The 21,876-nt window shown below is 40.8% G+C and carries 21 protein-coding genes; 16 read left to right on the top strand and 5 right to left on the bottom strand.

The window, feature by feature from the left end:
• Positions 1–3 precede the first annotated feature (3 nt).
• Positions 4–336, bottom strand: coding sequence for a DUF2500 domain-containing protein (locus PMAL9190_RS14125; RefSeq protein ID WP_087845753.1), 333 nt, complete (start codon positions 334–336; stop codon positions 4–6).
• Between the two features lie 183 nt (positions 337–519).
• On the opposite strand from PMAL9190_RS14125, the gene PMAL9190_RS14120 reads away from it, so the two are divergent.
• Positions 520–885 carry a DUF4145 domain-containing protein gene (locus PMAL9190_RS14120; RefSeq protein ID WP_087845752.1) on the top strand — a complete coding sequence of 122 codons (366 nt, stop codon included), beginning with the start codon at positions 520–522 and terminating at the stop codon, positions 883–885.
• Between the two features lie 870 nt (positions 886–1,755).
• Positions 1,756–2,073 (top strand): putative signal transducing protein, encoded by a 318-nt coding sequence (locus PMAL9190_RS14115; RefSeq protein WP_087845751.1) that lies wholly within the window; start codon positions 1,756–1,758, stop codon positions 2,071–2,073.
• A gap of 59 nt (positions 2,074–2,132) precedes the next feature.
• Here PMAL9190_RS14115 and PMAL9190_RS14110 read toward each other — a convergent pair whose 3' ends face one another.
• Complete coding sequence (locus PMAL9190_RS14110) at positions 2,133–2,399, bottom strand: DUF1145 domain-containing protein (protein ID WP_087845750.1); 267 nt, start codon at positions 2,397–2,399, stop codon at positions 2,133–2,135.
• Positions 2,396–3,001, bottom strand: a complete 606-nt coding sequence (gene rsmD / locus PMAL9190_RS14105) for a 16S rRNA (guanine(966)-N(2))-methyltransferase RsmD (protein ID WP_065169232.1) — start codon at positions 2,999–3,001, stop codon at positions 2,396–2,398. Before rsmD ends, PMAL9190_RS14110 begins: the two co-directional genes overlap by 4 nt.
• 84 nt (positions 3,002–3,085) lie before the next feature.
• Between rsmD and ftsY the strand changes: the two genes are divergently transcribed.
• From ftsY to glpD, 9 genes are all read left to right on the top strand, one after another.
• On the top strand, positions 3,086–4,492 hold the full coding sequence (gene ftsY / locus PMAL9190_RS14100) for a signal recognition particle-docking protein FtsY (RefSeq protein WP_087845749.1): 1,407 nt from the start codon (positions 3,086–3,088) through the stop codon (positions 4,490–4,492).
• Between the two features lie 4 nt (positions 4,493–4,496).
• On the top strand, positions 4,497–5,165 hold the full coding sequence (gene ftsE, locus PMAL9190_RS14095) for a cell division ATP-binding protein FtsE (protein ID WP_087845748.1): 669 nt from the start codon (positions 4,497–4,499) through the stop codon (positions 5,163–5,165).
• Positions 5,155–6,087 (top strand): permease-like cell division protein FtsX, encoded by a 933-nt coding sequence (ftsX, locus tag PMAL9190_RS14090; RefSeq protein WP_087845747.1) that lies wholly within the window; start codon positions 5,155–5,157, stop codon positions 6,085–6,087. Before ftsE ends, ftsX begins: the two co-directional genes overlap by 11 nt.
• Before the next feature lie 178 nt (positions 6,088–6,265).
• Positions 6,266–7,126, top strand: coding sequence for an RNA polymerase sigma factor RpoH (gene rpoH / locus PMAL9190_RS14085; protein WP_087845746.1), 861 nt, complete (start codon positions 6,266–6,268; stop codon positions 7,124–7,126).
• A gap of 538 nt (positions 7,127–7,664) precedes the next feature.
• Positions 7,665–7,985 carry a thiosulfate sulfurtransferase GlpE gene (gene glpE / locus PMAL9190_RS14080; RefSeq protein ID WP_087845745.1) on the top strand — a complete coding sequence of 107 codons (321 nt, stop codon included), beginning with the start codon at positions 7,665–7,667 and terminating at the stop codon, positions 7,983–7,985.
• Positions 7,986–8,094: 109 nt separating this feature from the next.
• Positions 8,095–8,934, top strand: coding sequence for a rhomboid family intramembrane serine protease GlpG (gene glpG / locus PMAL9190_RS14075; protein ID WP_087845744.1), 840 nt, complete (start codon positions 8,095–8,097; stop codon positions 8,932–8,934).
• A gap of 354 nt (positions 8,935–9,288) precedes the next feature.
• Positions 9,289–10,659 carry a glycerol-3-phosphate transporter gene (gene glpT, locus PMAL9190_RS14070; protein WP_087845743.1) on the top strand — a complete coding sequence of 457 codons (1,371 nt, stop codon included), beginning with the start codon at positions 9,289–9,291 and terminating at the stop codon, positions 10,657–10,659.
• Positions 10,660–10,778: 119 nt separating this feature from the next.
• A complete protein-coding gene (locus PMAL9190_RS14065; protein ID WP_087845742.1) occupies positions 10,779–11,540 on the top strand; it encodes a DeoR/GlpR family transcriptional regulator in 762 nt (253 codons plus the stop codon).
• A 233-nt stretch (positions 11,541–11,773) separates the two neighbouring features.
• Positions 11,774–13,309 carry a glycerol-3-phosphate dehydrogenase gene (gene glpD / locus PMAL9190_RS14060; protein WP_087845801.1) on the top strand — a complete coding sequence of 512 codons (1,536 nt, stop codon included), beginning with the start codon at positions 11,774–11,776 and terminating at the stop codon, positions 13,307–13,309.
• 60 nt (positions 13,310–13,369) lie between these two features.
• On the opposite strand, the gene PMAL9190_RS14055 is transcribed toward glpD, so the two are convergent.
• On the bottom strand, positions 13,370–13,789 hold the full coding sequence (locus PMAL9190_RS14055) for a flagellar basal body-associated protein FliL (protein WP_087845741.1): 420 nt from the start codon (positions 13,787–13,789) through the stop codon (positions 13,370–13,372).
• A 171-nt stretch (positions 13,790–13,960) separates the two neighbouring features.
• Between PMAL9190_RS14055 and PMAL9190_RS14050 the strand changes: the two genes are divergently transcribed.
• On the top strand, positions 13,961–14,503 hold the full coding sequence (locus PMAL9190_RS14050) for a chorismate--pyruvate lyase family protein (RefSeq protein ID WP_087845740.1): 543 nt from the start codon (positions 13,961–13,963) through the stop codon (positions 14,501–14,503).
• Complete coding sequence (gene ubiA / locus PMAL9190_RS14045) at positions 14,497–15,357, top strand: 4-hydroxybenzoate octaprenyltransferase (protein WP_087845739.1); 861 nt, start codon at positions 14,497–14,499, stop codon at positions 15,355–15,357. The genes PMAL9190_RS14050 and ubiA overlap by 7 nt, the downstream gene beginning before the upstream one ends.
• A gap of 74 nt (positions 15,358–15,431) precedes the next feature.
• Here the strand turns inward: ubiA and plsB are convergent, their stop codons facing one another.
• Positions 15,432–17,870: a glycerol-3-phosphate 1-O-acyltransferase PlsB gene (gene plsB / locus PMAL9190_RS14040; protein WP_087845738.1), complete on the bottom strand. Its 2,439-nt coding sequence runs from the start codon at positions 17,868–17,870 to the stop codon at positions 15,432–15,434.
• Positions 17,871–18,220: 350 nt separating this feature from the next.
• On the opposite strand from plsB, the gene lexA reads away from it, so the two are divergent.
• The 3 genes from lexA (at position 18,221) to ctaD (ending at position 21,868) form a co-directional block, all read left to right on the top strand.
• Complete coding sequence (lexA, locus tag PMAL9190_RS14035; RefSeq protein WP_087845737.1) at positions 18,221–18,841, top strand: transcriptional repressor LexA; 621 nt, start codon at positions 18,221–18,223, stop codon at positions 18,839–18,841.
• 282 nt (positions 18,842–19,123) lie between these two features.
• On the top strand, positions 19,124–20,260 hold the full coding sequence (gene coxB / locus PMAL9190_RS14030; RefSeq protein WP_087845736.1) for a cytochrome c oxidase subunit II: 1,137 nt from the start codon (positions 19,124–19,126) through the stop codon (positions 20,258–20,260).
• An 18-nt stretch (positions 20,261–20,278) separates the two neighbouring features.
• On the top strand, positions 20,279–21,868 hold the full coding sequence (ctaD, locus tag PMAL9190_RS14025; RefSeq protein ID WP_087845735.1) for a cytochrome c oxidase subunit I: 1,590 nt from the start codon (positions 20,279–20,281) through the stop codon (positions 21,866–21,868).
• The last annotated feature ends 8 nt before the right edge of the window (positions 21,869–21,876 follow it).

Raw genomic sequence — 21,876 nt, 5'->3', positions numbered from 1 at the left:
GGCTTATTGACGTTTTAATGCAAAATGAATAAATTGCTGCCCGCGGTAAGTCATGGTACCAATATCACCGGGATTTAAGGCGTGGTAATAATGAATACCAATCATAAACTCTCGTTTAGGCCCGCCAGTTAGTGGCTGAACATAAAACCAATATTCCTCGTCTTCTTCCCCTGGTTGTGCACCAATAATACGATTACTTTGTTTATCGAGAATTTGTACTTCAACTTGTTTTTCCGGTGCGTCAATACCTAAGGTATGGCGGCGATAGTTATAACTAAAATACGCTAATGCCAATAAAAATAGCAGGCACAGTACGATAACAATCCATATCGGCATTCCCAAACTCCTTGGTGGTTAATAAGCTATATTAGATAGAGACTGCGCTATTATTCACAGCTAATTTCTACATCCCTAGCTATCGATAATAAAATCGTGATCTAAATACAATTATTTTACTAAAACACTATATTGGATAAATAGCTTAGGTAAGGTAATCATTATTTAATATCGAGGGAGGTGATGATGGATATTGATCAAGTGATTGATAAATCTCGTCGGCTAGAAGATTTACTGCGCCAACATTATCATGCTAAAGGAACTGATTTAACGCAATTAGTTCACAGTTGTGGTAATCGTTTTCCTGATGATATTGTGAATAAACTTAACCAGTTAGTGAGCATGCATCAGCAAATAATAACGACAGATGCATCAACGTCATCATCGAATGATTATCAACGATTTATCGATTTATGTGTGGAGTGTGAGCGGGAATTAATGCCGCGTAGTAGCCGCTTAGTATGGGGGGTTGCTGTGATATTACTTGGTGGTATTACATTAGCTGCATTAGGGTTTTATTTTTATCATTGGCAACACATTACATTATAGCAATCAACTAAATTGATAACCCAGATAAAAAAATGGCGCCATTAGGCGCTATTTTTTTGTTTCTTAAATATGACTTAGTAGATTATCGGTAGTGTCATTAAACCAACAACAACTGCAATCATTACAAGACCTTGTTTTTGTGAGTGTGAAAGCATATTTTTGTATTCCTGATGGTGGTGTGTTTTTATCTTGACAATTAAGATAGCATTGTTTTAGTTGGTTTGACAAGTTAAGTTGCTATATATCTAGCTTAAAAACATTTTAAGGTGTCAATAAGAGCTGTTTATTAGCATTAAAACAATGTTTTTATTGTTGTGAATTTAATGTTACTTTTTTATCTTCTGTTTGGTTTTGTTTTAAGTTGTTGTTTTATTATGTTATTTTTATTTAATCTACAGTTTTCATTACTACATTTTTATTTGTGAGTGAGTTTATTGTTTAAAATGGCAATAAGTAGCCAATGAATAAGGGTATGGCTATTTAATGGTTGTTTTTTTGTGATTGTGTTTGTCATGATTATGTTTTTTGTGCGTAAAATAGCTAAAATGCTTGTTTTTCATTATGTTGGCGATTTTTAGGGTGGTTGTTTTAGGCGTTAATTTACTGTTGGTTGTGGTTGTTAGTTTTTGGTGTGTATTTTTGGGTTTGTGTTGTTTAAGTTTTTGTTTTTTTGTTTTTTTGTTGGCTGTATTTTTCTTTTATTTGGTTGGTTTTTTAGCGCTGTGATTGATTGTGGTTATTGTTATTGATGACTTTTCTTACTATATGAGACTTAACTGCTTACAACAGCGGTTTAAGATTAAAGACAGAGGTTTGAGTGATGACTGCTATCATTTAATTTAATGATAATTCACGTAATGAGGAAGGTGGATGACCGATCAGCAATGGCAATGTTTGTATGGTGCCAGTAATAGTTTAGAAGCCCATAGCGTTAAGGGATTATTAGAAAGTATGGGAATATCGGTCCGTTTAACGGGTGAGGCATTAGCGGCAGCGGCGGGTGAACTCCCCATGGGGGTTGTGGAGGTGCAGTTATGGGTAACCGTAGCTCAACGACAACAAGCGTTAGCTATTATTGAGAACTATTTACGTAATGATTATCGTGATTGGTATTGTCGTCACTGTGGTGAGCTTAATCAGGGCCAATTTGAACTATGTTGGCAGTGTCAACATGATAGCGCTGAGTAATAGCTGGTGTTGTGTTGGTAGTAAAGCGAGCATCAATGATGTTGCTCGCTCTATTAGTATTACATCATGTGCTTGCGACGAATATCAAGCAGCGCAAAGATACCAAAAATTAAAATTGACCAATGCTCCCAACGCGACATATTGATTTTATCGCCAAACGCGCCCACAAAAATAAGCATTTGTAAGCCGTGCATCATGAACAAAAATGCGGTCATGATATAAAGCGCAATTGCTGAAACCCCAGGAAAAGGGTGAACGATATTAATGAACAATATTAACCATACAAAGGCTATCGCTATTTTGGCAGTAATGATCAGTGCTTTCATGGTTCCTCTCTAGCAAATAAGCGGTAGCAGACTTGGCCAGCGCTTTTTTCGCGATGTAAATGCCAGTGGCTAGGGATTGCCAACTGACCCAATTCCTTTTCTGCTTCAATATAAATCATTGCATGTGGTGTTAACCAGCCATTATTTTCTAACGCTGTGATAACATCTTGAATAAGATCTTTTCGAAACGGAGGATCGATAAAAACAATATCGTGCGGCGTACCTGTTTGTGACAAAAAGCGTAAACTATCACTGTTGATGACGGTTGCATTGGTTGCTTTTACGGTATTGAGATTCACTGTTAGTTGCGCGGCAGCTGTTTTATCAAGCTCAAGCATAGTAACACTTTCAGCACCACGTGAAAGTGCTTCAAAACTTAAGCCACCGCTGCCAGTAAAGAGGTCAAGGCATTTAGATTGATAAATGTCTTGCGCTAACCAGTTGAAAAGTGTTTCTTTGACACGGTCAGTGGTTGGGCGGAGTCCTTCGACATCATGAACGGGTAATTTGCGTCCACGCCATTGTCCGCTGATGATTCTAACGAACCCACCAGGACGATTATTTTGTGTTTTGCGAGTTGTTTGCTGTCTTCGCTGCGTCATAGATTTTTTTGACCGTTAAGAAAATGATAGTATACACCTGTTTTTAGGCCGTAAATTGTACCAATCAAGCGCTAGGATTTGCCAATGGCAGAAAAAAAGAAACGCGGACTATTTTCATGGCTAGGATTTAGCTCTGAAGATAATGACGCATCAAAGGAACAAGCTACTGATCAATCAGTAGTTGATGGCTCGGTTGATAGCCCAAAATCAACACATTCCTCTGACGATGAGGGGGTAAAAGCCAGTCATAATCATGACATTGAGCTCGACACGCCTATCGAATCAGAATTAATTGCTGAAACTAATGATCGCCAATTGGTTGCAACGTTGCAAGAAAATGATCAGCAAAACGATACTATTGTTACCGATAGTGACGTTGACGATCTAAATACCGACGTTGAAAAAAATAAAAAGTCAGAAGATATCGAAGCTAATGATGAAAGTGAGTCATCACTAACTTTTAGTGCCGATACTGCTGATGAAGCCAATGTTAGTGATACTATTACAGCCGTTGATGATGCGAACACAGCGATTGTAACGACAGCTGTTGAGCAAGAAAAACCAAAATCAGAAGGCTTTTTTAGCCGCTTAATGCGTGGTTTAAAACGCACTAAAACCAATTTTGGTGCTGGTTTCTTTGGTTTATTCCGTGGCAAGCAAATTGATGATGAATTATTTGAAGAGTTAGAAGAACAACTCTTAATTGCCGACGTAGGGATGGACACCACACTCAAGATCATTAATAACCTTACTGACAAAGCATCACGTCGTGATTTAAATGACGGTGAAGCGCTTTATGGCTTATTGAAAGATGAGCTAGGTGAGATGTTGGCTAAAGTTGAGCAACCATTAGTGGTTGATATGACCAAAAAGCCGTATGTTATTTTAATGGTTGGTGTTAACGGTGTTGGTAAAACCACGACCATTGGTAAATTAGCCAAGCAATTCCAAGCTGAAGGCAAATCAGTGATGCTAGCGGCGGGTGATACTTTCCGTGCCGCGGCTGTTGAACAACTGCAAGTCTGGGGTGAGCGTAATAATGTTCCAGTGATCGCTCAACATACCGGCGCTGATAGTGCATCAGTCATTTTTGATGCGATTGAATCAGCTAAAGCCAAAAATGTTGATGTTGTTATTGCTGATACCGCAGGGCGACTGCAAAACAAAGGCAACTTGATGGAAGAGTTGCGTAAGATCGTGCGGGTAATGCAGAAAGTTGATAGTGAAGCACCGCATGAAATTATGCTGACAGTGGATGCCGGCACTGGTCAAAATGCCATTAGTCAGGCAAAACTATTTAGTGAAGTGGCACCGGTATCTGGGATCACCATCACTAAATTAGATGGTACCGCTAAAGGTGGTGTTATTTTTGCAATTGCTGATCAATTTAATATTCCAATTCGTTATATTGGTATTGGTGAAGGCATTAATGATTTACGACCGTTTGCGGCCGATGAGTTTATAGAAGCATTATTTAGCAACGAGGAATAATAAAGTGATTCGATTTCAGCAGGTAAGTAAAGCTTATCGTGGTGGTAGGCAAGCCCTACAAAAAGTAGATTTTCACCTAAAACCAGCAGATATGGCTTTTCTTACTGGTCATTCTGGGGCCGGTAAAAGTACGCTGCTGAAATTAATTTGTGCCCTTGAGCGTCCGAGTGACGGCAAGATTTGGTTCAATGGTCACGATATTACTCGTTTGCCACATAAGCAAATTCCATTTTTGCGCCGAAATATTGGTATCATTTTTCAAGATCATAAACTGTTAATGGATCGCAGTGTTTTCGATAATATTGCCCTACCATTACGGGTTGAACAAATGAATGAGCATGATATCAAACGTCGTGTGAGCGCTTCTTTGGATAAAGTTGGATTATTGGATAAGGCAAAATGTTTGCCTATCCAATTATCTGGCGGTGAACAACAGCGCGTTGGCATTGCCCGCGCTATTGTCAATAAACCAATGTTACTGCTGGCTGATGAGCCAACTGGTAATCTTGATGCTGAGTTATCACAACAAATATTACGTTTGTTTGAAGAATTTAATCGGGTTGGCGTTACAGTATTAATGGCAACCCATGATACATCATTGCTTGCCAGCCGTGATTATCGTCGTTTAGACCTACATAAAGGTAATTTAAGGGAGCTGGCACATGGCGCGTAAATCTATTGGCTTTTTTGCAATTCATCGCCAGCAAGCAAGCTCTGCATTAAAGGACATGTTTCGTCGTCCTTTAGGTAATTTTTTAACCTTAGCGGTATTGGCTGTCGCGTTAACGTTGCCATGTACGTTTTACTTAATGGCAAAAAACATTACAGCTGTGGCAGATGCATGGCAAAATCCAAGTCAGATCACTTTGTATTTAAAGCATAATACTAGTAATGATGATGGCCAGGCGTTGGCAGATAAAATTAAAAATTGGTCACAAGTTAATAGTGTTAAATACATTACTGCTGAGCAAGGCTTAGAACAATTCCGTCAAAATGGCGGCTTTGAAAAAGCGTTGAGCTTGTTTGATGAGCAAAATAATCCGTTACCTGCAGTAGTGATTGTTGAGCCTAATAATGACTGGCAAACAACGGCAAAAGCCAATGAACTCGCGCAAAAACTGGGTCAGCAGAGTCATGTTGCTGAAGTGCGTCTCGATAAAGACTGGTTACAACGCCTAGCTGCAATTCAACAATTGGCCGTTGCCTTGGCACTGTTAATGTCGGGCTTAATGCTGTTTGCGGTATTTTTAATTGTTGGCAACACCTTACGTTTACAAGTGTTAAGTCATAAAGACGAAATCCAAGTGATGAAGATGGTTGGCGCAACAGATAGCTATATTTTACGACCTTATCTTTATGTTGGTGTTTGGTATGGCTTGATTGCTGCATTAATTGCTTGGGGCTTAACGCAAGGTGTCACACTGTTATTAGGCGATGCGGTTGCCAAATTATCTGATTTGTATGGCAGTCATTTTAGAATGTTGGGTTTAAGTTGGGATGAAACACTGATCATGGTTATGGTGGCAACCTTCCTTGGCTTAATAGCTGCTCGCCTTGCTGCTGGACGCCATTTACGTGAAATTAAACCTGTATAGCGATTATTGTTAATAGTTTTAAAACAGTACGATAAGAAAAAGTGATGCTTATAAGCATATATATTTGCGCTTCGACTTGCATTTGAACTATGTTTACAGGCATCATTGTCGGTTCACACAACGATAGCATGTGCTCAATAACCGTTGTGATCGCACAAAAATTACACGAGGTTTTCGAATGTCAAATGAGATGTCGAAATTAGTTCTAGTTTCGGCGGATAGTCTTGAAAGTTATATTCAGACTGTAAACCGTTATCCAATGCTAACGCCTGAGCGTGAGAAAGAGCTGGCTGAAGCGCTGCACTATGACGGCGATATTAACGCGGCGAAAGCATTAGTGATGTCCCATTTACGGTTCGTGGTACACATTGCTCGTGGTTATTCTGGCTATGGATTACCGATTGCTGATTTGATTCAAGAAGGTAATATTGGCTTGATGAAGGCCGTTAAGCGCTTTAATCCTGAGGTTGGGGTGCGATTAGTGTCTTTTGCGGTTCATTGGATCAAAGCTGAGATCCATGAGTATGTGTTACGTAATTGGCGTATAGTCAAAGTTGCAACCACTAAAGCACAGCGAAAACTGTTTTTTAACCTGCGCAAATCTAAAAAGCGTTTAGGTTGGTTTAATAACGATGAAGTCAATATGGTCGCTGAACAGCTCGGGGTTGAACCCGCTGAAGTTCGCGAGATGGAATCACGTTTAGCTGCGCAAGACCCTACGTTTGAAATGCAAAATGATGATGATGAACGTGACTCAGCCCCGACGGCTCCCGCTTATTTCCTTGAAGATAAAGGCTCAGATGTTGCCTTGAGTTATGAAGAAAATAATTGGGAAAACCATGCTAATAATCGTCTGTCACAAGCATTGGCTAGTTTAGATGAGCGTAGCCAACATATTGTTCGTTCACGTTGGTTAGATGATCAAAAATCAACTCTGCAAGATTTAGCTGACAGTTATGGCGTATCAGCTGAGCGTATTCGTCAGTTAGAAAAGAACGCGATGAAGAAGTTAAAAGAAGCGGTGGGTGATTTTTACTGATAGCTCACTGGCGTTAATGATTGAGAAACCGACCTTAGTGTCGGTTTTTTTATAGCTATTGATCGTCACCAATAGTGGCAAATAATTCCCATGGTTAGTGAGTGAGTTATCTGTCTGATTTTATGTGTTATAAGTCACATTTGTGCATAGATGTGTGTATGTTTAATCGACTTATCCACAGCTTATAGTAGGATCCGATCTACATGTAGTGGATCTTTTTATTGGTAACCACATTATCAACGCAATCCACAGGATTTTCCACAGCTGGTCACTTTGTGTTCACTATGGCAGTGTTGTCAGCGACAAGCCCTTGTCGCGATTGAAGTGTTGCCCTTGATGAGGGCGGTTATATTGTGGATAAACCCTATTTTTTGGGTGGAAGATACTCAACTAAAGCTAAGGTACAATGATCACTAATGCATTATTTTGACAAAGTCAGTGTCAGGATCATGTGATGGCGATCCGTTGTCAATATTGATCTCAATTCTGGCTGGTGGCATAAATTGTTGTCCTTATAGGATCATTAAAAGGAAATAGTATGGAACAGTTTCAACATCTTTCAGTTCACGATGCGCAGCAGTTATTACAACACCCCGAGACGGTACTGGTCGATATTCGCGATCCTCAATCATATGCGATTGCGCATGCTGAAAGGGCATTTCATTTAACCAATGACACCATGGTGGCATTTATGGATGACGTTGATTTTGAACAGCCAGTATTAGTGATGTGCTATCACGGAGTCAGCAGTCAAGGGGCTGCACAGTATTTGGCAAATCAAGGTTATGAGCAGGTGTATAGTGTTGATGGTGGCTTTGAGGCTTGGCGTCGTGAAGCATTACCTATGGTACAAGCTTAGTTAAGTTTGCCATTGATAAAATGAGTAATAACTAGCGGAGTGGCTACTATTGATGTAACCACCACGCGTGTTTAATACTTAGAATATCTTATCTATTAGAGTGATAACTATGCATCGCTTAGCTGAATTTTATAACCCTCGTCATGCACAGGCATTTATTGATTATATGGCTTCACGGGGTATTGAACTGACTTTAGCGCCAGAGCCTGAGGGTAAATTTGCATTATGGCTACCAGATAGCCAATATCTGATTGAAGCTGAAGCGGAATTGAATGCGTTTATTGCTGATCCTAATAATAGCAAATACCAAGAAGCCTCATGGCAAGTGGCTGAAAGCCGCACTGCAAAATTTGATTATTCGAGTCCAAGTTTGATCTCAATGGTCAAAGCACAAGCTGGACCATTTACACTGACGGTGATGGTGATATCACTCGTGCTCTATGGCTTGTGGCTACTTGGATTTGAATCACTACTGTTTAATTGGTTTCATTTTCCATTTATGAATGGTGATCAATGGCAGTTATGGCGCTACTTTAGCCATGCATTACTACACTTTTCTGCCTTACATGTGATTTTTAACTGTCTATGGTGGTGGTTATTAGGCGGACAAATTGAACGTCACAGTGGTTCTGCTAAATTAGTACAACTGTTTCTGATCTCATCATTGATTTCTGGTTTTGGTCAATTTTGGCTGGATGGGCCTAATTTTGGCGGTTTATCTGGTGTTGTTTATGCCTTATTAGGCTATATCTGGTGGATGGGTTGGCTGGCTCCGCAGCGTGGGTTAGTGATTGCTCGATCTTACGTGGTGTTTATGTTGGTGTGGCTTATCATTGGTTTTGCAGAGCCTGCTGGGATAGCGATTGCCAATATGGCTCACCTGATGGGACTGCTAACCGGTTGTGCGATTGCGTTGGTTGATGCCAAACTTATCAAGCCTAAATCATAGTTTTCTCGCGTTAAATCCTCAAACAACCGTAATGATGTTTCGCTTGACGGCATCATTACGGTACCAATACCACTATCAATATTAACTAAAACTGTTGATTAGTTGATAGTGAGTCCAATATTGATATAAATCCTACCCATTTTCATATCTATTCATATTTATCTGTTTGTTTTTGACTGTTTTCACATTTTTAATTATTCATTCGCGCAATAATTCGCATCGTTTTGAGCGACAGCGAAAGCTGTATGGCTATTTATTGAGTGAAAGATTAACAATTATCATTGAGAAGATGCCAGTAGCGTATTGCTATACGCCAATGGCACTCCAGTAACGAGATAACAGAAAGGAACCTCTATGTTTGGTTTATTTACGCCAGTAGCGCATACACAGCGCTTACCTGATGGCAGTATTGATCCGGTTTATAAGCGCTTGCGGTGGCAATTGTTTGTCGGTATTTTTTTTGGTTATGCGGGCTACTATCTAGTTAGAAAAAACTTTTCCTTAGCAATGCCTTATTTGATTGAAGAATATGGTTATAGTCGCGGTGAGTTGGGGGTTGCACTTGCAGCAGTATCAATTGCTTATGGCTTATCTAAATTTTTAATGGGGAATGTATCCGATCGATCCAATCCTCGCTTCTTTTTAGCCTCGGGATTGATATTGTCATCAATAGTTATGTTGTGCTTTGGTTTTATGCCATGGGCTACAGGTAGTATTACTGCGATGTTTATCCTGCTGTTTTTAAACGGTTGGTTTCAAGGAATGGGATGGCCAGCATGTGGGCGCACCATGGTGCATTGGTGGTCGCATAAAGAGCGGGGCGGATTAGTCTCGGTATGGAATGTAGCCCATAATGTTGGTGGGGGGTTAATTGGACCATTATTTATCTTTGGCCTATGGGCGTTTAATGATGATTGGCGCTCAGCATTTTATGTACCGGCTTTCTTTGCGCTCTTAGTCGCCGGTTTCACACTGTTGGTGATGCGCGATACGCCGCAATCTTGTGGCTTGCCAGCGATTGAAGAATACAAAGATGATTACCCTGAAAGTTATAATAAATCATTTGAAGAAGAGATGACTGCAAAGGAAATTTTCTTTAAGTACATTTTTAATAATAAATTATTGTGGTTTATTGCGATTGCCAATGCGTTTGTGTATTTGATTCGTTATGGCGTACTAGACTGGGCACCAGTGTATTTAGGGGAAGCGAAAGGGTTTACGGTTGATAAATCATCATGGGCATATTTCCTCTATGAGTGGGCAGGTATTCCGGGAACGTTATTATGTGGTTGGATATCTGATAAATTGTTTAAAGGTCGCCGCGCACCGGCAGGTATTCTATTTATGGCGCTAGTGACTATTGCGGTGTTAGTGTATTGGCTCAATCCTGCAGGTAATCCAAGTATTGATATGATGGCGTTGGTCGCCATTGGCTTTTTAATTTATGGCCCAGTAATGTTAATTGGTTTATATGCATTAGAGCTAGCCCCTAAAAAAGCAGCAGGAACAGCGGCAGGTTTAACCGGTCTATTTGGTTATTTAGGCGGTGCTGTGGCTGCCAATGCATTGCTTGGCTATACGGTGGATCATTTTGGTTGGGATGGTGGTTTTATTGTGCTAACAGGGGCTTGTGTGTTGGCGATTTTCTTTTTTATTATCACTATGGTTGGTGAAAAGAAGCTCTATCAACAACAGCAACTTGAGTTACAGCAACAAAATGGCTGATTAAGTTTGGCTTCTGAGTAAAGCTGTGAGTAATATAAAAAGGCTTCGCATTGGCGAAGCCTTGTTTTTATTACCTTTCATTGCTGAATATGGCAGGTATAGATAGGAGCTTTCCAGCCGTGAAGCAAAGTAAACGTCATCAAGAAATTATTGATTTAGTCATGAGCCAAGGATACGTCAGTACCGACGATCTTGTGGCACGCTTTAACGTCAGTCCGCAAACTATTCGTCGTGATCTTAATGAGTTGGCTGATGAAAATAAAATTCGCCGTCATCATGGTGGGGCGACGATCCCTTCCAGTTCAGTTAATACTGCTTATAGCACTCGCCAAGTATTACAGTTAGAACAAAAAGATCGCATTGCTCAGGCATTGGTGAGCCATATTCCCGATGGTGCAACGTTATTTATTGATATCGGTACTACCCCTGAAGCGGTTGCACGTGCATTAATGAACCATAATGATTTACGGATCGTGACCAATAACCTTAATGTCGCTAGCTTGTTGATGGCTAAAGAAGATTTTCGGGTTATTTTAGCTGGTGGTGAAGTGCGTAATCGTGATGGTGGCATTGTTGGTGAAGCAACACTGGATTTTGTGTCACAGTTTCGCTTGGATTTCGGCATTTTAGGCATCAGTGGCATTGATCTTGATGGCTCACTGCTAGATTTTGATTACCATGAAGTACGGGTTAAACAAGCTATCATTGAAAATAGCCGCTGTGTCATGCTCGGTGTTGATCATACCAAGTTTGGTCGCAATGCGATGGTGAATTTAGGCAATATTAGTCAAGTTGATATGTTATTTACCGATCAGTTACCGCCTGCAAGTTTGCTTGAGCAGTTGCAGCAAAATGAAACCCATTTTGAGGTCGTGGTGTAACCCCTCATCGAGAATCGCACAGATATTTAATCACGGGCTTCTATTATAGAAGCCCGTTTTTTTTATCTGTTATTGCCATAAAAGCCAAATTTGCGCTAATGATCAAATTTATGTCACAACAATATTAACCAATGCTGGATTAGATCAATATATACGCTATTATCACATCATAGGTTTCGAACGAACATTTAATGGTTCGTTTTGTTATATTATTTTGGATGGGTGTGAACATTATGACAGTATCATTAAGCGACCTCGACAATAGTCAAATTTTAGATCTCATCGTAATTGGTGGTGGTATTAATGGTGCTGGCATTGCTGCGGATGCTGCGGGTCGTGGATTGAGCGTCGGTCTTTATGAAGCGGAGGATTTTGCTTCTGCGACATCATCAGCAAGTTCAAAATTGATCCATGGTGGATTACGTTATCTTGAGCACTACGAGTTTCGATTGGTTGCAGAAGCTTTGGCTGAGCGTGAAGTATTATTAAAAAAAGCCCCTCATATTGCTAAGCCAATGCGTTTTCGGCTACCACATCAACCTCATTTGCGCCCAGCATGGATGATTCGAGCTGGTCTGTTTTTATATGATCATCTTGGCAAGCGTACTACTTTAGCGGCCAGTAAAGGACTATCGTTTGGTGCTGAATCAGTGTTAGTGCCAACGATAAAGCAAGGTTTTGAGTATTCTGATTGTTGGGTTGATGATGCACGGTTAGTCATTTTAAATGCCATGGAAGCGGTGAATCATGGTGCTGAAGTGCGTAATCGTTGCCGAGTTGAAAAAGCCATCCGTGACGGTGATATATGGCGAGTGACGATTAAAGACGTACTAACGGGAGCAACTTTTCAACGCTGCGCACACGGATTGGTTAATGCAACTGGACCGTGGGTGAAATCATTTTATGATCAAAAGACAGACTTAACCTCACCGCGTAATATTCGTTTAATTAAAGGTTCACATATTGTGGTGCCGCGGGTCCATGATCAACCCCAAGCCTATATTCTTCAGAACGAAGATAATCGGATTGTGTTTGTGATTCCGTATTTGGATCGCTTCTCTGTTATTGGTACTACTGATGTTGAGTATCATGGTGATCCACGCGAGGTTGCGATTGATGAGCAGGAAATTGATTATCTACTTGAGGTGTATAACAACCATTTCGTTCATCAATGTCAACGTGACGATGTGGTATGGAATTGGAGTGGTGTAAGGCCGCTATGTGATGATGAATCAGACTCTCCTCAAGCTGTGACCCGTGATTATACTTTAGAGCTTGAACAACAAGCTGATGAAGCACCATTATTGTCGGTGTTTGGTGGCAAGCTAACCACTTACCGTAAGTTGGCTGAATCTGCTTTGGAAAAATTGGCTCCCTTTTATACCAAGATGGGATCGCCATGGACTAAAGACAGTTATTTACCGGGGGGAAGCGCGGAGTTTGATGGTAATAAGTTAGCCATACGTTTGCAGCAACACTATCCGTGGTTAGATGAATTCACCTGCCAACGTATGGCACATAATTATGGTTCATGTGTTGATAAACTTTTTGCTGGTATTAATGATGAAGCCGATATGGGGCAACATTTTGGGGAAGGGGTTTACCAGTGTGAACTTGATTACCTTGTTGCGTATGAGTTTGTTCAAACCGCCGCTGATGCTTTATGGCGACGAAGTAAGTTAGGCTTGTATTTAACGGCAGCTCAGCAACAGCTAATTGGTGACTATATTACAGATCGTCAAGCGCAAACGGCAATTGCCGCCGCTTAATAATAATTAGTGGTTATATTGATGAAAAAGCGCCGAAGGGCGCTTTTTTTGTGGCTGTGATTATTGATACAAGTATTTAGTAAATAATAGCTCGTTGATCGCAGCATGACCTGTTTCTGCAACTAATAGTTGGTTGATTTTTTGTTTGCTTAATTGGCGAATTTTTTCACGTCCAGCCAATGATTTTATTTGTTGCTCTGATTGCTGGCTGATGATGCTAATGATGGTATCGCGAATTAAAGGGGCATGATGTTCAATATTGATAAGCTGATTATTATCAGAGATCATTAAATCAACTTGGAGTCGAATATAGCCAAGTCGATTACCATTAACAATGTAGTTCGTGGTGATATCTGGCGCTAAGGTGTAATAGGTAATGTTTGACTGAGTCGCGCTATTTGGTGACGGTTTTGCATAAGTGGCTGGCGAGATTAATGTTATCGCCATCAATAAACTCGCGATAAAAACAGTTTTTTTCATGATTATACTCATGCAGTTAGGGACATTTAGGCTTAACAAGGTGTAATCTACTAAGGTTAACGATATTCGAACTCATAACCTCTTGCTACAATAGCAGATCAATATGGTAATAAATTAACCGTTTCCAACCAAGTATTTTGATCACGTGTATATTTATTTTGTAGTATAAAAATGTCGGAATTCAATCAGTTGTACAGTCCTTTGATACAGAGTGCCAAGTGGTACTCGGTTCAATCGTGGGCATTAGAGCACACTGCGCATGGAGCTTGGTTGCTAGAGTCTGAATCATTGTCACGTCGGTTGGCGCAATATTGCCAACACTTTTCGGTGACGGTATTAGCACAAACAATTATCAGTAATGATCACTTATCAATGATGGAACGGAAACTGATTGGTAATAGTGATTGCTTAGAGCGAGAAGTGATACTTTATGGCGATCAACAGCCGTGGGTATTTGCACGAACATTGATTCCGATGACCACCTTAAGTGGTAAGGAACAAGACCTTGTTGATCTCGGAAATAGTCCATTAGGCTATCGTGTTTTTAATACTAAAAATTCACGCCGCGATGCATTAGAAGTTGCTAATCTCGGCACTCAACAGCAGCCACGATGGGCGCGTCGTTCGAGATTATGGATCAATGATAAGCCAATGCTGGTGGCAGAATTATTTTTAACCCAATCACCAGTATATGCTAAGGAAAATGGATGTTAGAAATCACCAAAGCCAGAGCTTTTTGGCAGTTAGCCCGCTTTGATCGCCCAATTGGCAGTTTATTATTATTGTGGCCAACCTTATGGGCGTTATTTTTAGCAGCAGATGGCTTTCCTAAAACTGATGTGTTGCTGGTATTTGTGTTTGGGGTGGTGTTTATGCGCGCTGCAGGGTGTGTGATCAATGATTTTGCTGATCGTAATGTCGATGGTCATGTAAAGCGCACTGCTAATCGACCAATGCCATCAGGAAAAGTGTCTGAACGCGAAGCATTAGGGTTATTTAGTTTATTGGTACTCGTGTCTTTTTTATTAGTACTGACCATGAATAATCTCACCATAATGCTATCTGTTGTGGCAGTGATACTGGCGGCTGCTTACCCATTTATGAAGCGTTATACCCATTTACCACAATTGGTATTAGGGGCTGCATTTGGGTGGTCAATTCCAATGGCTTATGCCGCGCAATCAGGTACATTACCAGCGGTAGCATGGTTATTATTTGTGGCAAATATATTGTGGACGATTGCTTACGATACGCTATATGCAATGGTTGACCGTGATGATGATCTTAAAGTTGGGATTAAATCAACAGCGATTCTTTTTGGTCGGTTTGATAAATTAATTGTCGGTATATTACAACTGGCAACGATTATATTGTTGATTGCTATTGGTGGAATTTTACAGCTGAGCCAGGGGTATTATTGGGCGTTATTAGTTGCATCAGCACTGTTTGTTTATCAACAAATGCTTATTCAAGGCCGGCAGCGTGAGCAATGCTTTAAAGCTTTTTTAAATAACAATTATGTCGGGATGGTCATTTTTATTGGTATCAGCTTAAGCGTGTTGTGGTAATAAGCGACGATGATTAACGAACAATATTAAGTCATAAAAAAAGCGCCTTGCGGCGCTTTTTTTGTTTCTGATAACTAGTCGTTAGTTAACTCTTCATCAGGGTGCATCACCGCTTGAATGGTTAATCTTACCTCTGGCGAAATCAATGACGTTAGCAAGCCTGCCAGTTGCTCAACAGGTGCTGTTACTGCGTGGCATTCATCATTGAGATAGCCTTCACTATGAAGGGTTTTTACTAGAGTACTAAACACCCCTTTATCGAAAAATTCAGGAGCATTAATCCCATGTAAACGACTTAAGCGTTGCGCCAGAACCTGACTGTGCTGTTCTAAATCTGTTTTTGGTAATTGCGGTTCAGCATTTAATAATGTCAGTGCAATAGCGTAACGCTGTAAGGTTTCAGTAATGGTACGTGCTAACAGCTGTAATGGCCCAATACGGCCATTATTAATCGCAATGGTATCATCATTAATCAGCAGTAACCGTTGGCGTACGAGTTCAGCAATTAAACGATCAATTTCTTGTGGTAATTGTTCAGCGTCAAAGCGTAAGAATAACTCTGCTTTTAGGAACGGATACAGTAACTCGACTTGCTGATGAATGTCTGCGCGAGTTAAAGATTGCTGTTGTACCACGATATGAGCAATCAATGACGGTAGCGCAAACAAATGAATAATATTGTTACGGTAGTAGGTCATTAAGATTGATTGCTCACGATCAAGCGAGATAATTTCACCTAACACGTCGCGTTCAACCAGGAATTTATCCATGGTAATCGCATGATCGACCATTTGGGTGGCGTTATCTTTTGGCGTGGTACAATGTTTTGAATACGGCGCATTACGCAACAGTTCAAGGTAACATTCAATTTGCTGCTCTAATGAACTGCGACTTAATGCTCGTTGGCGCGAGGCTAATAGTGCTAATGCACATAATGTTAGAGCATTGGTCGCCGCTGCATCATTAATGTGAGTCATCATCTTAACCGCCAAATCATTCACTGCTGGAGATAGCCAGCTTGGACGTTGCGGTTCAATCGGATTTATATCTTGGTGCCAATTAGGCACGTTATCATTTAAATATTGATTGAGTGATAACGGCTCACCAAAGTTAACGTAACCTTTGCCGAAATTGCGTAATTTACGCAGAGTACGCAGCACTTGACCAACATTTTCTTTTTCTTTGCGTTTACCTTGCAGTTCTTTGGCGTAGGTACCCACTTCCATTACATGTTCATAACCAATGTAAACGGGCACTAAGGTTACAGGGCGATTTAAGCCACGTAACATCGCCTGAATAGTCATTGATAACATGCCCGTTTTAGCAGGAAGTAAGCGACCTGTGCGTGAGCGTCCACCTTCACTGAAATATTCAACCGAATAACCTTTAGCAAATAACTGTGCTAAATATTCACGGAAAACAGTTGAATAAAGGCGATCACCTTTAAAACTGCGACGAATAAAGAATGCACCACCACGACGGAAAATAGGTCCGGCAGGGAAGAAATTAAGATTGATACCCGCGGCAATATGCGGTGGCACTAAGCCTTCTTGGTACAGAACATAAGACAGTAATAAGTAATCCATGTGGCTACGGTGACAAGGCACATACACAATTTCATGACCATCTTGCGCTAAACGACGAATACGTTGCGCATTGGTAATATTGAGGCCTTGGTAGAGCTTATTCCACAACCAACCTAAGAAACGCTCACCATTTTTAATTAATGGATAAGAAAAATCAGCCGCAATTTCTTCCATCATCGCAATCGCTTCACGACGGACTTTTTCTACTGGAACTTGACGACTTAATGCTTCTTCTTGTACCACTTTATCAATAGCTTTTGATGCTAATAAGCGTTTGAAAAGTTGTTTACGATCTGGCAATCGTGGTCCTGATGTCGCGAGTAATTGACGTGAAAAATGAATCTTAGCCACTCGTGCTAATTTTTGTGCAATCGCATCATCAGTACCGTGGTTATCAGCCATATAGCGTAAAGATACTGGAGTACTCAAACGGACTAAACAATCTCGACCATGACCTAAAATAGCCCAGGTTTTTTTGGGGCCATTTAAAGGGCGTAAAATAGGCTTTGTTTTTGACTCTTTGCCCGGTGCTCGACCCCATAAAATCGACGCAGGGATCAATTGAATGTTTAATTCGCTATCTTGTTTATGTAATTCTAATAAATCACAAAATAGCGTAATTGAATCTTGTGGAAGTCCGCCTTTATTGCCAAAAATACTTGGGCTTTCAGCAACACAAACAAAACGTGGAAATGATTGGCCATTAATGTCTAATGGCGATAGTGGATCAGGTAAACCTGATGCTAGCGCGCTGCTACGTAGAGTTAATAGATCAGTATTAGAACGGTACGGCAATATATAGACGATTGGGCGCGCTAAATCGAGTTCTAAATCAGCAACTGGATCAGATGGAATCGAATGAGGTTTTACCAACAAAGAAAGTGGCAATTTTAATAATTGTTGATAGATTTTCTGCCCGCTTGACATAGATATAATTAGCCTCTGAACCTTAATACGCTGCACAATAGCAGAAAAAAATCACTTTCATGCAGGAGATATGCGGTAAATAAGAGCTAAAATACCACTTTTTTGACTAAGTCATGGTTTATTTTTATGACAACTTTTGGATTGAAAAACGATCTGGCATGACCAGTTGATGAAAGATGATTGATTCTGTTGGAATTATTGCCACAAACAATAGCATTATATTTTTTTAATCCAAGTGACTGAATGGCTTTGAATTCCTACTCAAATTGCTGTTTTCGTAAACAATTGGCTTTTATTGTCTTTGAACACTGGATATACTCACAGCAACTGTATAAAAAGACAGGTGACTCATGAAGCCGTTAACGCCGCGACAACAACAAGTCTTTGATCTTATCAAAGCAAAGATCGATGACTGTGGAATGCCACCAACACGTGCCGAAATCGCGCGTGAACTTGGCTTCCGTTCTGCTAATGCAGCAGAAGAACATTTAAAAGCTTTAGCCCGTAAAGGTGTATTAGAAATTATTCCTGGCGCATCACGTGGAATCCGTTTACTCATTGAGGATGATATTGCCGATGAAAAAGGTTTACCGTTAATTGGCCGTGTAGCTGCAGGTGAACCTATTTTAGCGCAAGAGCATGTTGAAGCGCATTATGAGGTGGATCCAACTTTGTTTAAACCTCGTGCTGATTTTCTCTTGCGTGTGAATGGTATGAGTATGAAAAACATCGGCATTATGGACGGTGATTTACTGGCGGTACATAAAACTCAAGATGTACATAATGGTCAGGTTGTTGTTGCTCGTGTTGATGATGAAGTTACTGTTAAACGCCTTGATAAGAAAGGTATCAAAGTGTTGCTTCATGCTGAAAATGAAGATTTTTCACCAATTGAAGTGGATTTAGAACACCAGAGCTTAACCATTGAAGGTATTGCTGTTGGCGTGATCCGTAACGCGGATTGGATGTAACTATCCGCTAACGACAGATTGAGTTAACACCAAATAAGCGTAGCGTATTAGCTGCGCTTTTTTTTTGTCTCGTAAAATGATTTATGACGATTTTGTTACATATATCATTGGCTTATCTAGTTAATTGTTAGTAATTATTTGTTGGTGATTTTTTGCGCTATTACTGTTTAGTGCCTAAGTTAAATAGAGAGGAATATTATTTTAGCTTTGCTGCTGACGGGAAAATTTGTCGTTGCATGTGCAGGGTAAGGCAAGCTGTAGTCGACAAAGGAGGTCAGAACGATGTTACGTAAACTGATCGGCAGTAGTGGATTAATCCTATTTTCAGCTCCACTGCTGGGTGAAACCATACAATTTAATATGACACCAGGCGTTACGGCAATAAGCCAAGATGTGTTTGGTTTACATATGACAATTATGTATATCTGCATTGCTATCGGCGTGGTGGTATTTGGAGCCATGTTTTGGTCTATTTTTCACCATCGAAAATCAAAAGGTGCCGTTGCAGCTTCCTTTCATGAAAGCACTAAAGTTGAAATTATTTGGACATTAATTCCATTTGTTATTTTGATCTTGATGGCAATTCCCGCAACTAAAACATTATTAGCCATGGAAGATCCGTCTAAATCTGATCTCACCATTCAAGTGACTGGCTCCCAGTGGAAATGGCATTACCGCTATTTTGATCAAGATGTTGAATTTTATTCGCACCTCGCGACGAGTGCCGCTCAAATTGACAACCTTCGGCCTAAACGGGCTAATTATTTATTAGAAGTGGATTACCCCTTAGTGGTACCGATCGGTAAAAAAATTCGCTTTTTAATTACTTCTCAAGACGTGATCCACTCGTGGTGGGTGCCGGCGTTTGCGGTCAAAAAAGATGCTAACCCCGGTTTTATTAACGAAGCATGGACGCGTATTGATAAGCCGGGGATTTATCGTGGTCAGTGTGCTGAGTTGTGCGGTAAAGATCATGGTTTTATGCCGATTGTTGTGATTGCAAAACCGCAAGCTGAATACGAACAATGGCTACAACAAACGCAAGCGACTCAACGCCAAGCACGAGAACAAGAACAACAACTATTGGATATGGTAATGCCAATGGATGAGTTGATGGCACTGGGTGAGAAAACCTATAACAGCCGTTGTGCGATGTGTCACCAAGCTAATGGCGAAGGGATCCCAGGCGCTTTTCCTGCATTAGCTGGGCAAGGAATGTCGATTGATCCTAAGCAAAAAACTGAGCATATCAAGATTGTAGTTCATGGCAGTACGGGCACTGCAATGCAAGCATTTGGTCCGCAATTAAGCCTAAAAGAATTAGCTGCGGTGATCACCTATGAGCGTAATGCTTGGGGAAATAATACCGGAGAAGCCGTACAAGCTGCGGATATTGAGGCGGTTAAAACTGGCCAGTAGTGATAAGGAATAACGAGCATGACGGAGATAGCGCACCAGCAACCAGCCATAGAACATCATGAGCATCATCCGCCTAAGGGGCTTAAGCGGTGGTTATTTACCACTAACCATAAAGATATTGGCTCATTGTATTTGCTATTTAGTCTGTCGATGTTCTTTATTGGCGGGGCGATGGCTATGGTGATTCGAGCGGAGTTATTCCAGCCTGGATTGCAATTGGTTGAACCGAATTTTTTTAATCAAATGACCACTGTTCATGGCTTGATTATGGTGTTTGGTGCGGTAATGCCAGCCTTTACAGGACTTGCTAATTGGATGATTCCATTGATGATTGGCGCGCCAGATATGGCTCTGCCACGAATGAATAATTGGAGCTTTTGGATCCTACCGTTTGCGTTTAGCTTGTTATTAGCATCGTTATTTATGGAAGGGGGCGGGCCTAATTTTGGTTGGACATTTTATGCGCCGTTGTCGACTACCTATAGCCCTGCAAGTACTGGTTTGTTTGTGTTTGCGATTCATATTATGGGTATCAGTTCGATCATGGGGGCAATTAATGTGGTGGTGACCATTATGAATATGCGCGCACCTGGTATGACTTATATGAAAATGCCGTTGTTTGTGTGGACATGGCTAATAACAGCATTTTTATTGATAGCGGTAATGCCAGTGTTAGCGGGTGCTGTCACCATGGTATTAACGGATAAATATTTCGGTACCAGTTTCTTTGATGCTGCAGGTGGTGGCGATCCAGTGATGTTCCAACACATATTCTGGTTTTTTGGTCATCCTGAAGTTTACATTATGATTTTGCCGAGTTTCGGTATCATATCGGCAATTATACCCGCATTTTCACGTAAGAAACTCTTTGGTTATAGCTCAATGGTGTATGCCACCGCCTCAATTGCTGGGTTGAGTTTTTTGGTGTGGGCGCATCATATGTTTACCACCGGCATGCCAGTTGCCGCTGAACTTTTCTTTATGTATTGCACCATGCTGATCTCAGTGCCAACAGGGGTCAAAGTGTTTAATTGGGTTGCGACCATGTGGCGTGGCTCGCTGACATTTGAAGTACCGATGTTATTTGCGATAGCGTTTATTGTGTTATTTACCATCGGTGGCTTTTCAGGATTAATGCTAGCTATTACTCCGGCAGATTTTCAATATCACGATACCTATTTTGTGGTGGCCCATTTCCATTATGTGTTGGTATCAGGCGCGATTTTTTCAATTATGGCTGCAGCCTATTATTGGTTGCCTAAATGGACTGGGCATATGTTCAATGAACGCTTAGCGCAATGGCATTTTTGGTGCTCATTAATTTCAGTCAATATTCTGTTTTTTCCAATGCACTTTCTAGGCCTTGCTGGTATGCCGCGTCGTATTCCTGATTATGCGTTGCAGTTTGCTGATATTAATGCGGTGGTGAGTGTCGGTGGATTTTTATTTGGCTTGTCACAATTATTATTTGTCGCGGTGGTGGTGAAATGCATTCGAGGTGGAGAAAAAGCAGCCTCAAAACCTTGGGAAGGGGCTGAGGGTTTAGAGTGGATGGTACCGTCTCCAGCGCCATATCACACTTTTTCAACCCCGCCTAAAATTGATTAGCGGAGGTT

It is taken from the genome of Photobacterium malacitanum, from assembly GCF_900185615.1.
GTDB classification, from domain to species: domain Bacteria; phylum Pseudomonadota; class Gammaproteobacteria; order Enterobacterales; family Vibrionaceae; genus Photobacterium; species Photobacterium malacitanum.
This window is presented reverse-complemented; position numbering and strand designations above follow the sequence as displayed.

What these genes read in the sequence shown, in the direction of transcription:
- ubiA (WP_087845739.1), top strand. Translation starts at nt 14,497, where the DNA reads ATGTTAGAAATCACCAAAGCCAGAGCTTTTTGGCAGTTAGCCCGCTTT.
- coxB (WP_087845736.1), top strand. Translation starts at nt 19,124, where the DNA reads ATGTTACGTAAACTGATCGGCAGTAGTGGATTAATCCTATTTTCAGCT.
- PMAL9190_RS14050 (WP_087845740.1), top strand. Translation starts at nt 13,961, where the DNA reads ATGTCGGAATTCAATCAGTTGTACAGTCCTTTGATACAGAGTGCCAAG.
- glpD (WP_087845801.1), top strand. Translation starts at nt 11,774, where the DNA reads ATGACAGTATCATTAAGCGACCTCGACAATAGTCAAATTTTAGATCTC.
- ftsY (WP_087845749.1), top strand. Translation starts at nt 3,086, where the DNA reads ATGGCAGAAAAAAAGAAACGCGGACTATTTTCATGGCTAGGATTTAGC.
- PMAL9190_RS14115 (WP_087845751.1), top strand. Translation starts at nt 1,756, where the DNA reads ATGACCGATCAGCAATGGCAATGTTTGTATGGTGCCAGTAATAGTTTA.
- ctaD (WP_087845735.1), top strand. Translation starts at nt 20,279, where the DNA reads ATGACGGAGATAGCGCACCAGCAACCAGCCATAGAACATCATGAGCAT.
- glpG (WP_087845744.1), top strand. Translation starts at nt 8,095, where the DNA reads ATGCATCGCTTAGCTGAATTTTATAACCCTCGTCATGCACAGGCATTT.
- glpE (WP_087845745.1), top strand. Translation starts at nt 7,665, where the DNA reads ATGGAACAGTTTCAACATCTTTCAGTTCACGATGCGCAGCAGTTATTA.
- PMAL9190_RS14110 (WP_087845750.1), bottom strand. Translation starts at nt 2,399, where the DNA reads ATGAAAGCACTGATCATTACTGCCAAAATAGCGATAGCCTTTGTATGG.
- PMAL9190_RS14120 (WP_087845752.1), top strand. Translation starts at nt 520, where the DNA reads ATGATGGATATTGATCAAGTGATTGATAAATCTCGTCGGCTAGAAGAT.
- PMAL9190_RS14125 (WP_087845753.1), bottom strand. Translation starts at nt 336, where the DNA reads ATGCCGATATGGATTGTTATCGTACTGTGCCTGCTATTTTTATTGGCA.
- plsB (WP_087845738.1), bottom strand. Translation starts at nt 17,870, where the DNA reads ATGTCAAGCGGGCAGAAAATCTATCAACAATTATTAAAATTGCCACTT.
- rsmD (WP_065169232.1), bottom strand. Translation starts at nt 3,001, where the DNA reads ATGACGCAGCGAAGACAGCAAACAACTCGCAAAACACAAAATAATCGT.
- lexA (WP_087845737.1), top strand. Translation starts at nt 18,221, where the DNA reads ATGAAGCCGTTAACGCCGCGACAACAACAAGTCTTTGATCTTATCAAA.
- ftsX (WP_087845747.1), top strand. Translation starts at nt 5,155, where the DNA reads ATGGCGCGTAAATCTATTGGCTTTTTTGCAATTCATCGCCAGCAAGCA.
- PMAL9190_RS14055 (WP_087845741.1), bottom strand. Translation starts at nt 13,789, where the DNA reads ATGAAAAAAACTGTTTTTATCGCGAGTTTATTGATGGCGATAACATTA.
- glpT (WP_087845743.1), top strand. Translation starts at nt 9,289, where the DNA reads ATGTTTGGTTTATTTACGCCAGTAGCGCATACACAGCGCTTACCTGAT.
- rpoH (WP_087845746.1), top strand. Translation starts at nt 6,266, where the DNA reads ATGTCAAATGAGATGTCGAAATTAGTTCTAGTTTCGGCGGATAGTCTT.